The sequence below is a fragment of the Methylobacterium sp. Leaf123 genome (assembly GCF_001423405.1).
In the GTDB taxonomy this organism is placed as follows: domain Bacteria; phylum Pseudomonadota; class Alphaproteobacteria; order Rhizobiales; family Beijerinckiaceae; genus Methylobacterium.
This window is the reverse complement of the sequence record NZ_LMNS01000001.1, coordinates 503381-512212: the sequence shown is the minus strand read 5'-3', so window position 1 is coordinate 512212 and position 8832 is coordinate 503381. Positions and strand designations below refer to the sequence as shown.

General features: G+C 68.8%; 16 protein-coding genes and 1 tRNA gene. 6 read left to right on the top strand and 11 right to left on the bottom strand.

What is annotated here, in order from left to right; translation table 11 throughout:
- Nucleotides 1–75 precede the first annotated feature (75 nt).
- Nucleotides 76–151, top strand: a tRNA-Phe gene (locus tag ASF53_RS02225).
- Nucleotides 152–179: 28 nt separating this feature from the next.
- Here the strand turns inward: ASF53_RS02225 and ASF53_RS02220 are convergent.
- The 11 genes from ASF53_RS02220 to ASF53_RS25520 form a co-directional block, all read right to left on the bottom strand.
- Nucleotides 180–1364, bottom strand: coding sequence for a tyrosine-type recombinase/integrase (locus ASF53_RS02220; RefSeq protein WP_286134056.1), 1185 nt, complete (start codon nucleotides 1362–1364; stop codon nucleotides 180–182).
- The gene (locus ASF53_RS02215; protein ID WP_056193063.1) at nucleotides 1361–1642 is read right to left on the bottom strand and encodes a helix-turn-helix transcriptional regulator; all 282 of its coding nucleotides are present in this window, start codon (nucleotides 1640–1642) and stop codon (nucleotides 1361–1363) included. Before ASF53_RS02215 ends, ASF53_RS02220 begins: the two co-directional genes overlap by 4 nt.
- On the bottom strand, nucleotides 1626–2012 hold the full coding sequence (locus tag ASF53_RS26225; RefSeq protein ID WP_056193060.1) for a hypothetical protein: 387 nt from the start codon (nucleotides 2010–2012) through the stop codon (nucleotides 1626–1628). The genes ASF53_RS02215 and ASF53_RS26225 overlap by 17 nt, the downstream gene beginning before the upstream one ends.
- Complete coding sequence (locus tag ASF53_RS02205) at nucleotides 2012–2734, bottom strand: hypothetical protein (protein ID WP_156635340.1); 723 nt, start codon at nucleotides 2732–2734, stop codon at nucleotides 2012–2014. Before ASF53_RS02205 ends, ASF53_RS26225 begins: the two co-directional genes overlap by 1 nt.
- A gap of 23 nt (nucleotides 2735–2757) precedes the next feature.
- Nucleotides 2758–2985: a hypothetical protein gene (locus ASF53_RS02200; RefSeq protein WP_056193055.1), complete on the bottom strand. Its 228-nt coding sequence runs from the start codon at nucleotides 2983–2985 to the stop codon at nucleotides 2758–2760.
- Nucleotides 2975–3325: a hypothetical protein gene (locus ASF53_RS02195; RefSeq protein ID WP_156635338.1), complete on the bottom strand. Its 351-nt coding sequence runs from the start codon at nucleotides 3323–3325 to the stop codon at nucleotides 2975–2977. The genes ASF53_RS02200 and ASF53_RS02195 overlap by 11 nt, the downstream gene beginning before the upstream one ends.
- Nucleotides 3326–3372: 47 nt before the next feature.
- Nucleotides 3373–3669, bottom strand: coding sequence for a hypothetical protein (locus ASF53_RS02190; RefSeq protein ID WP_056193049.1), 297 nt, complete (start codon nucleotides 3667–3669; stop codon nucleotides 3373–3375).
- On the bottom strand, nucleotides 3666–4106 hold the full coding sequence (locus ASF53_RS02185; protein WP_056193047.1) for a hypothetical protein: 441 nt from the start codon (nucleotides 4104–4106) through the stop codon (nucleotides 3666–3668). Before ASF53_RS02185 ends, ASF53_RS02190 begins: the two co-directional genes overlap by 4 nt.
- Nucleotides 4103–4492, bottom strand: coding sequence for a hypothetical protein (locus ASF53_RS02180; protein ID WP_056193044.1), 390 nt, complete (start codon nucleotides 4490–4492; stop codon nucleotides 4103–4105). Before ASF53_RS02180 ends, ASF53_RS02185 begins: the two co-directional genes overlap by 4 nt.
- On the bottom strand, nucleotides 4489–4794 hold the full coding sequence (locus tag ASF53_RS02175; protein ID WP_056193041.1) for a hypothetical protein: 306 nt from the start codon (nucleotides 4792–4794) through the stop codon (nucleotides 4489–4491). Before ASF53_RS02175 ends, ASF53_RS02180 begins: the two co-directional genes overlap by 4 nt.
- A 76-nt stretch (nucleotides 4795–4870) precedes the next feature.
- Complete coding sequence (locus tag ASF53_RS25520) at nucleotides 4871–5134, bottom strand: helix-turn-helix domain-containing protein (protein WP_286134090.1); 264 nt, start codon at nucleotides 5132–5134, stop codon at nucleotides 4871–4873.
- Nucleotides 5135–5297: 163 nt separating this feature from the next.
- Between ASF53_RS25520 and ASF53_RS26220 the strand changes: the two genes are divergently transcribed.
- The 5 genes from ASF53_RS26220 to ASF53_RS02150 all read left to right on the top strand — a co-directional run bounded on the left by ASF53_RS26220 (nucleotide 5298) and on the right by ASF53_RS02150 (nucleotide 8799).
- Nucleotides 5298–5504, top strand: a complete 207-nt coding sequence (locus ASF53_RS26220) for a YdaS family helix-turn-helix protein (protein ID WP_200943160.1) — start codon at nucleotides 5298–5300, stop codon at nucleotides 5502–5504.
- A 7-nt stretch (nucleotides 5505–5511) separates the two neighbouring features.
- Nucleotides 5512–5727, top strand: coding sequence for a hypothetical protein (locus ASF53_RS02165; RefSeq protein WP_156635336.1), 216 nt, complete (start codon nucleotides 5512–5514; stop codon nucleotides 5725–5727).
- A complete protein-coding gene (locus ASF53_RS02160) occupies nucleotides 5724–6389 on the top strand; it encodes a hypothetical protein (protein ID WP_056193031.1) in 666 nt (221 codons plus the stop codon). The genes ASF53_RS02165 and ASF53_RS02160 overlap by 4 nt, the downstream gene beginning before the upstream one ends.
- A 274-nt stretch (nucleotides 6390–6663) precedes the next feature.
- The gene (locus ASF53_RS02155; RefSeq protein ID WP_162242216.1) at nucleotides 6664–7377 is read left to right on the top strand and encodes an MT-A70 family methyltransferase; all 714 of its coding nucleotides are present in this window, start codon (nucleotides 6664–6666) and stop codon (nucleotides 7375–7377) included.
- A gap of 354 nt (nucleotides 7378–7731) precedes the next feature.
- Nucleotides 7732–8799, top strand: coding sequence for a helix-turn-helix domain-containing protein (locus tag ASF53_RS02150; RefSeq protein ID WP_056193024.1), 1068 nt, complete (start codon nucleotides 7732–7734; stop codon nucleotides 8797–8799).
- Nucleotides 8800–8832: the final 33 nt, after the last annotated feature.

Sequence of the window (8832 nt, the reverse complement as noted above, 5' to 3'; positions counted from 1 at the left end):
TGTCGGAAGGCTGGACAGGCCCAAAACCCTTCACTATACCCCCGCCAGCCGACGACGCAGCGCGACGCGGCGGATGCCCAGGTAGCTCAGTTGGTAGAGCATGCGACTGAAAATCGCAGTGTCGGCGGTTCGACTCCGTCCCTGGGCACCATAGTCATTTCCAGCCTCAGTACTTTCAGTTACTTAGAGGCCAACAAAGTCCCACTTTCCCCAACCCCCGTTCCCGGTGGGACCTCCGGCTCCTTCGAGCCGTCGAGGTTGATCAGATGCATCGCGCCGCCGGCTAGCACCCTTTGGCGTGCCTTGCGCGTGTAGAGCGCGGCCTGCTTCGGGTTGGTCCAGCCGTAGATGGCCATGAGCTGATTTTCGGTCGCGCCGTTTTCGGCCGCGATTGCGGCGCCGGCCTTGCGCAGGCCATGGGCGGTGCAATGCGGGAGGCCGGCTTCCGTGCAGCGCTTCCGGAACCAGTTCCCGAACCCGTTGGCTGTGAACGCCTTGCCATACTCCGTGGTGAGGAAGGCGAGCGTCGTCTCGGCGGCCTTGTCCGCCGGCATGGCGTCGATCGCGCGCTGCAGGATCGGCAGCACCGGCAGATCGAGGGTGACGGGCGAGCGGTTCCGGTTCTTGTGCTGGGTGTAGCGCAGCCACCCCTTGCGGATGTGCTGCCGGCCGAGCGCGACGACGTCCGCGCGCCGGCACCCAACGAACAGCAACAGGGCGAGCGCGAGGTAGGCCTTCGTGCCCGGCGGGTGGCGCTGGACGTACTGCGCGACCTCGTCCAGGTTCCAGGTGTGGAAGCCTTCTGTTTTGCCGATCAGATAGGGCACCTCGCGCGCGGGGTTGGCCTCCACCAGCTCGGCGTCGATGCCGTAGGCAAAGACCTGGCGCACGGCCTTCAGCCTGCCGTTTGCCGCCTCCCGCTTGTCCGCCCGCCGATCGCGCAGGACCCGGATGGCCTTCGGCGTCATGCGATCGATCGGAAATTCCGAGAACAGCTTCGTCGAGCCCGGCGCGATCGGCTCGACGAAGGTTGCCTCGAGGAGCGCGCGCCGGACCTTCCGGGTGCGCGGGTCGAGCCCACCGGTGAACTCGGGCGCCACGAAGTAGCGCTCGCACAGCCACCGCCAGGTGCCCTGTGTCGTGGCCGAGCGCGCGACGGGCTTGTCCGCCGGTGCTGGCGTCACCGTCCGCGCCTCGACGGCGGCGCGGTAGGCCTCCATGAACGGCTCGGACCACGGGATACCGGCCAGCCGAATCTTCGGGCGTCCCTTCGCCCGGAAATAGACCCGCACGTTGCCGTGACGGTCTGTGTCCTCGATGCAGCCTTTCGGCAGCCGTTTCGGCATGGTCGTTCCGTCGCTCATGTCGCGACGTTCTCCCAGTCGTCGTCATCCTGGGGGCTGGGCGGGGTGCCCGAGTCGCTGCCAGCAGCATCAAGCCGCGCGAACGCCTCTTCAACCTCCCGCCGATCCCATAGCCGTCGGCGATTGATTCGCTTCGGTTTCGGCATCCGGCCGTCATCGACCATGTTGTCCCATGTCGATGGCGAGACACCGACGTAGCTCGATGCCACGACCCGCGAGAGACCGAGCGGGATCATGCCGAGCGGCAAGGCACTGAATCGCTTATCGGCGGCCGGCATCGATGCGGATCCCGTCGCACATGAACAGATCGAGAGTTCCCTCGCCAAGCTTACGCGCGCGCGTGGCTTTGGCGTTCTTGGTGCGGGACATCGAGTCCCACAGGTTGTGGCAAAGCTGGCAGAGGGCTTTCAGGTTCGCCGGATCGTTGTTGCCCGGGTTCTGATCCAGGTGCGCGACCGTGAGCACGACGAACGATTGGGTCTCGGGATGCGGCTTGTCGTTCTCGGCGCGGCAGTTCGGCCGCTGCGGCGTGCCCTCGCAACGCCACCCGGCCCTCGCCAGCGTCGGCTCGCGGTACTCGCGGATCCAGACCACGGAGCGGATCGATCCGCCGGGATAGAGCTTCTGACGCTCGCGGGAGATCGGCATCACCGGGCGGCCTCGGCTTCTACGCCTCGGCTTCGGCGAGGAACCGCTCGCCGGCTTCCGTCAGCCACCGGCGCGCCTTGAAGCCCCGTCGGCATTGATCGACGAGGCCGGCGTGCCGCAGAGCCTCGTACCGCCGAGGGTCGATCAGCCTTCCCTTCTGCACCTGCCTTAGGGCAACCCGGGCCGCTTCGCTCCGCTGCTGCATCGGTTTCCTCCTGCTTGGGGGCGCGCCAGCTCTGCGAACAGTCGGGGCCGAACAGCCCGTCGCAGCTCGGGACGATCAGGCGCTGCTCGATGGCGCGGCGAGCGACGCCGGCCGGGGCCGTCCGTCCGGAGGGGTGAAGGTGAAAGCGGCCGGACTCGGCGATCAGGATCTCGCCGGCGGCCAGGTGCTGCAGCAGCTCCAGGAGCGGGCGGGCCGTGCGCTTCTTCGGCAGCGAGATGGTGAACGGGACGGCGGCCGTCGCCTCGGCCGCGGGCGCCGGCGCGATCGCGCTCGCCCACTCGGCGTCGTTGGCGCTCCATGCCCGCCGGCGGCGCTCGGTGAGCGCGCGCAGCTCGACCTCGGCAAGCCATTCGCCGAGCCGCTTGGCCGGGCCCGGCACGAAGTAGGTCCAGGGCTCGGCCGCGGCGCGCACCTTGCGGAAGGCGCGGCGCAGCGACAGCACGAGGGCGAGCTGCGGCGGCAGGCTCACGAGGTAGCCACCGGGCACGTCGGCCACGCCGATCGGGGGCGCGACGGGGATCACCGGCGCCCATCCCCGATCGCGACCACGGGCGCGCGCAGGTATTCGACATGGCGCGGGTCGCAGGCGACAGGCAGGAAGCAGCCGTCCACCTTCACCCGCAGGCCGTTGTCGCCGGCGCGGCGCGGGGCGATGGTGCCGGCCTCACCGGTCTCCGTGAGGCGCACGCGGACGCCGAGGGCGCAGGGCGCGCCCGGGTAGCGCTGGCGGATCGAGTCATAGGCCATCGGCGGACGCCTCCGGCTCGCCGGGCTCGAAGCTGGCGGTGACGGCCGCCGACAGATCGGCGAGGCGTAGCGCGATCGCTGCCTCGATCGCGGGCGAGGCGCCGGCGGCGAGCTGATCGCGGACGTAGCGCTCGAAGAGATCGAACGCGGCCTCGCCGGCGACGTCCAAGTCCCGCTCCGGATGCAGCGGCCGGCGGCAAGGCAGGATCAGCATTGCCGGGGCGAGCGCCGGGGCGGTGAGGTAGTGCACGAGCCCGGGCGCGTATCCCACCTGTTCGAAGAAGTGGTGGATCTCGCCGAGACCGATGGCGACGCCAACGACGGCGACGTCCTTGTTCAAGCCCCCGTCCCACTTCACGAGGTCAGCGACGAAGGCGGCAGGCCGGCTCACGACAGGACACCCCATCCGTAGACGATGCCGCCGGCGACGACGCACAGCGAGACGAGGTCGCGCAGGTGCCCGAGCCGGAGCGCCCACGGGCGGTCGGAGGCGGCGGCGACGACGAGCTGCGCCGCGCGGGACATGACGAGGTCGATCGAATCCTCGATATCCTCGAAGGGGAACTCGCCATCGGCCTGCAGGGCGGCGATCGCCGCACCCCGGCTCGCCCGGGCGGCGGGCGGCTTGCGGACGAGGCGACGGGCCAGGGGCTCGACGGGCTTGATGCGCGCGCGCTGGATCACGAGGTCGGCTCCTGTTCGTCGGGGAAGGTTCGGAGGCAGGCCGCGATGGCGACCCACATGGCGTGGGCCTCGTCGTGCTCGAGGAGCGCGGTCTCGGCGCCGGCGGCCGAGAGTGCTGCCTTGGCGCGGCTGGCGCGGTCGCGGGTGAGGATCAGAAGGGTGCCGGCGCCGAGATCGAGGCGCAGGGCCTCGGCGTCGCTCGCGCAGACCGGGCCGCGGCGTCGTGGCTTCGGTGTGCTCGCTGCGGCTTGGCGGGCGGCGTCGGCCGCGCCGATCGCGGCCCGCGCATCCTCGACCAGTTCGGCGAAGAGATCCTCGGGCAGCACATCCAGGATGTTGGTCACCGCCGGGATGCCGCGCCGGCCGGCGCGGGCGTTGGCGATCGCGGCGGCGGCGGCGCGCACGTCGGCCGAGAGCATGGCGGACGCGTTGCTCATGACCGCCCCTTCGGAATCGGATGGAAGGGGCCGCGCAGGTTGTCGGGAGCGGGGAAGCTGAAGAGATCCTCGCCGCCCTGCCACTCCGCGAGCAGAAGCAGTTGCAGGCCCTTCAGGCGGGTCCAAGCCGAGCCTTGCCACAGGCCATGAGGGAGCCGATCGCAGTCGAGCGCCCACATGGACAGCTCCGTGAGATCCGCATCGAATTGGCCTTGGTCCCCGATCGGGCGACGCAGACCAAGGCCGGATGACGTCGGCCAGCCGTCGATCGCGCTGCCTTCGTCACGGGATGGGTCGAACACCTGGCCAAACAGGGAGCGCAGCGGATGGTCGAACCCGAGCACGATCCGGCAGTGATCGAAGTCGACGAGGACGTGCCGGCTCATGAGCGCGCCCCGATCGGCGCAAGGGCGTAGGCCGGTTCGCCCAACTCAGTGGCGTGGAGGAGCGCGCCCTCGCCGCGATGGAAGTGAACGAGGACCACTTCCTGATCGAGCGGCAGACGGTCGTAGGCGGCGCGGAAGGCGAAGCGGTGGGTGCGGGCGTCCTCGACGCCGTTTTCGCTCCACGGACGACCGGTCACGCGGTCGTACCAATCGACGACCTCGCGCGTGGTGCCAGCGTAGAAGCCGGATGCGACCGTTACCCGCTGGCCGGCATGGGGATGAGGTGCAGCATGCGCCGACACTAAGAAGGCCTCCGGCGCAACATGCGCCGGGCCTAAAGTTGCGGTTTATGCAACCGAACGTCAAGGAGAAAGTTGCTTAGGACGCAACCCCTTTTGGGAAGGCGGCCTCCAGCGTCTTCTTAATCCGCTCGATCTCAGTCTCGCTTCTACCCTCTAGGAATCGCGAAACCCAAACGTCATCCGGGTGCCGAAACAGATCCGGCACGCTTACGTTGAACAGCGATGCGAGCGTCATAAGATATTGATCTTGCGGTGCGGTTCCTCGGAACCAGCGTGTCACAGTAGCTTTATCGGCGCCGGTCGCGCGGGCTACATCAGCGCGTCGCAACCCGGACTTCATCGCCCATTCGGGGATAAAGTGCCGCCGAGGCGGCAACGACTCCATGGGGTCGATCCTCGTTAGCAACATCTGCAACGAGTGCCATGGGGACAGACAGCCGTCGTTAGGCCGGAGCGCAACCATCCGCTTGACCGTCAGTTGCGTATTATGCAACTTCGGCTGCATGGCGATTCTCAGCCCACTGAAAGCATACCGCGCCAGATCGAAGATGACGCTTGAGAAGGCGTCGGAGCTGTTCGGCGTGCACAAGACTACATTCATGCGCTGGGAGAAACACAGGGTGCCGGCAGAGATGGTACTCGACTTGGAAAAAAAGCTCGGAATCAGTCGCCACGAGCTTAGGCCAGATATCTATCCGGCCTCTCAGTGACGCAATAATGCGCTCAAAGCCCATTCGTGAAAGCATTGTGATGCGTATCCCGGCCCTCGTCCTGGCTTTTGCGATCTTGCTTGCGGCGCTGCCGCTCATCCTTCGTCTCGATTCCGCCCTTCGGTCGCGCCAGCGCGGTCGCGCCCTCGTCGAAGCCGGACGCATCGCACTGGCAGCTGCGGCGGCGTCGGTGCTGGTCCTGATCGCGGCGAGGGCGCGATGAGCGATCCCGCCCCATCGTCCTGGTTCGCAGATCTCTACGCCGGCGTGGCCGACTATGCCGACGCCGCGCTGCGCAGCACCGCCGAGGCCGGCGAGGCGGTGGGCGCACAGCTCGCCGCGGCCCTTGCCCGCGTCCAGGCTCTGCCCGAGGAAGCCGCCGCGGCCGTCTCGGCACTGACGGCCGCGCTCGATCTGGTGATGCCGCCGGGGCATGATCCGCTCCGCGCGGCCCCCCGGCCGCTCGCGGAAGCGTGTGCAGCCGATCCCCGACAGGACGGCGGAATCGGAATGACGCCGCGGCCCGTTCCACGCCGCCTCACGGTGCGGCCGGAGGCCTTCGCGGCGTTCATCCGGGCGCGGCACCCGCACAAGCCGGCCGAGCAATGCGCCGCGCTCACCGGGATTCCCTTCGACAGCGTCGACAAGATGCTGGTGCGGGAGAGCCTGCCCAACGGGCGCAACTTCCTGCTCTGCGTCATCGCCTACGGGCCCGAGCTGCTGGCGGCGGTGATGCCCGACGCGGACGAGCGCTGGCTCGCCGGCGCGCGAATCCTCGCCGACCAAGCCCATCTCGAAAGCGAGCTGGCGCGCACCCGCGCCGCCATCGAGGCCAACACCGGACGGTGGGCGTTCTGCGGGATTAACTTCGGGGCGGCGCTATGAGCCCGCCCAAGATGGATCGGGCCCCCGGCCTTCCAGGGCGCAGCCGCGCATGAGCGGCCGGCGGGACGCTCCCTCCCGCCAGACTGAGACTCCGAATCCGATTCGATTCCTATCAGGCGTCCGTATGCGTAACCGCGCGCGTCTCTCTCCACGCCAGATTCGAGAATTGTGGCTCGTGCTCGGCCCGACGAAGCGGGCGCAGGCCGAAAGCCGCATTCGCTCCGGTCGTACCCTCGGCAAATTATCCGGGGGTTCGAGGCTCGAAGCCGGCCGCGTGCGTGAGCAGATCGGCCAGCTCGCCGGGGTCTCCGGTGTCCTGGCCGAGAAGTGCAACGCGATCTACGAGGCGGCCGAGCGCGATCCGGACCTGTTCGGCCCGGTGGTCGAGTACCTCGAGCGCTCCGAAAACATCCACGATGCCTCGAACCGGATGCGCCGGCTTGTCGACCTGGAGCGGGTCCGGCGCCTAGCCCCGACGCAAGGCCGGTTCGCGACGCTGGTCCTGGATCCGCCCTGGCAGGACGAAAGCGTCTCCCCTAACCAACGCCCGCCCTATGCCACGATGACCGAGCCGGAGATCGCGGCGGTGCCGGTGGAAACCTGGGCGCTGGACGAGGGACACATCTACTGCCACGCGCCCGGGCCCTTCCTCCCGATGGCGGTGCGCCTCGTCCAGGGGTGGGGCTACGACTTCAAGCAGGTGCTGACGTTCCGGAAGGCGTCCTTCTCGATGGGCCGCTACTTCCGGACCCTCGACGAGTACTGCGTCTTCGCCACACGCGGCGGGCTGATGCTGGCCCGGGCCGACCTTCCCAACGTGTTCGAGGGCGCCCCCGGCCGGCATAGCGAGAAGCCGGACAGCTTCTTCGACCTCGTGCGCGCGGCGAGCCCCGGCCCCTACGGCGAGGCCTTCCAGCGCCAGGCGCGGCCCGACTTCACCAACCTCTACACCGAGGCGCCGGCCATGCCGGCGATGGCCGCGGAATGAGACCGCGCCCCCGCCTAAGGCCGCCTGTCCGCGGCCCCCCTCCACCGACCTAGGAACGATGACCGCCGTCGCGCGCTGAATCGGCGAACTGCGCCCGCTTGCCCCCGGGCGGCGCACCTCCGATTCCGCGCAGCCTCCCGCTCGCGCCCTGTTCAAGGCCCCCCTTGGCAGGCGACTGGCGAAGCTTTGCCCGATCCATCGGGCGCGGCCGGCAGTCCCCCCTCCCCTCGATCAGCCCAACGCCGCGCGCGACCCGCGATTCCGGCGATGGGCTTTCGCGTGCCCGGAGCCGGCAAGGCTTCGCGGCGCAACGCTTCCCCTATGCCTGAAAGGGCCCGCCAAGAGGCGCCCACCATGTCGATCGAAGCGATTTCCTGGGTCATCAAGCAAGACATCCCCGACGGCGTGGCGAAGCTCGTCGCCATGGTACTGGCCGACTACGCCGACCGGCACACCGGGGAGGCGCACCCCAAGATCAAGCAACTCGCGCAGGCCTGCTCGCAGTCGGAGCGATCGGTGCAGCGCAAGCTTCGGGTGCTCCAGGATCTCGACGTCATCACCATCCAGAATGGGCACTGTCCGAAGTCCGGACGACAGCGGGCCAACAGCTACATCCTGCACCTGCCGGACGTAGACGTGCCCGGGCGGAACGAGCGTTCGGTGAGGGGTGACCAGAACGGCGCAGGATCGGCAAAGCCTAGTCTGAGGGGTGACTTTGGGACACCCCATCTTTCGGGTGAGGGGTGCCTGTCCGTCACCGGGGAGGGTGACAACGCTGTCACCGGGGAGGGTGACTCCCCTGTCACCCCCATAGAGAATCCGTCAGATTCAACCGTCAGAAAAGAATCCCCCCATCCCCCCAGCGGGGGGGCAGGCGCGGTTCAAAAACAATTCCGGAGTAAATCCCCATCGGCACCGGCCGAGCGCATCACCGCCGCCGGGCGATCGCCACCGGGACGGCTCACCGCGCTGACGGCCGAGCACTTCGCCCGGCTCTGGGCGGCTTTCCCCGAGGGCGGGCGCCTCGATGCCGACCGGAGCATGGCCGAGCGGATCTTCGCCGCCCTGCCCGACGCCGATCGCGATCTCGCCGTGACCGCGGCCGGCAGCTACGCGGCGCACCTCGCCAAGCACCCGGGCCGCTCGTCGAAGGCGCTGCACACCTGGCTGCGCACCCGCCGATTCGAGAACGCTCGGCCCTGTGCGGCGTCGGCGGCGCCGATCGGCGCGACCCGCGTGTTCGTGGAGGAGGGGACGCCGGCGTGGAGCGCCTGGATGGCTTTCCGTCGGGCGCGGGGTGAAGGCCGTTGCGCGACCACGTCGAAGCCGGGCTACGCCAATCCGGGCTGGCATTTCCCGAGCGAGCTGCCGCCGGCGGCCAACGGGGCGCGGCCGGCGTGTAGGGGATTTGGAAATAGATAAGGCTTGGTTAGGACGCCAAAAAAGGGTCAGACA

Bases quoted from the DNA above. Each gene is read 5' to 3' on its own strand.
- ASF53_RS02215 (WP_056193063.1), bottom strand. From the start codon at position 1,642: ATGCCGGCCGCCGATAAGCGATTCAGTGCCTTGCCGCTCGGCATGATC.
- ASF53_RS02185 (WP_056193047.1), bottom strand. From the start codon at position 4,106: ATGAGCAACGCGTCCGCCATGCTCTCGGCCGACGTGCGCGCCGCCGCC.
- ASF53_RS02220 (WP_286134056.1), bottom strand. From the start codon at position 1,364: ATGAGCGACGGAACGACCATGCCGAAACGGCTGCCGAAAGGCTGCATC.
- ASF53_RS02165 (WP_156635336.1), top strand. From the start codon at position 5,512: ATGCGCTCAAAGCCCATTCGTGAAAGCATTGTGATGCGTATCCCGGCC.
- ASF53_RS25520 (WP_286134090.1), bottom strand. From the start codon at position 5,134: ATGAAGTCCGGGTTGCGACGCGCTGATGTAGCCCGCGCGACCGGCGCC.
- ASF53_RS02200 (WP_056193055.1), bottom strand. From the start codon at position 2,985: ATGGCCTATGACTCGATCCGCCAGCGCTACCCGGGCGCGCCCTGCGCC.
- ASF53_RS26225 (WP_056193060.1), bottom strand. From the start codon at position 2,012: ATGCCGATCTCCCGCGAGCGTCAGAAGCTCTATCCCGGCGGATCGATC.
- ASF53_RS02160 (WP_056193031.1), top strand. From the start codon at position 5,724: ATGAGCGATCCCGCCCCATCGTCCTGGTTCGCAGATCTCTACGCCGGC.
- ASF53_RS02180 (WP_056193044.1), bottom strand. From the start codon at position 4,492: ATGAGCCGGCACGTCCTCGTCGACTTCGATCACTGCCGGATCGTGCTC.
- ASF53_RS26220 (WP_200943160.1), top strand. From the start codon at position 5,298: ATGGCGATTCTCAGCCCACTGAAAGCATACCGCGCCAGATCGAAGATG.
- ASF53_RS02150 (WP_056193024.1), top strand. From the start codon at position 7,732: ATGTCGATCGAAGCGATTTCCTGGGTCATCAAGCAAGACATCCCCGAC.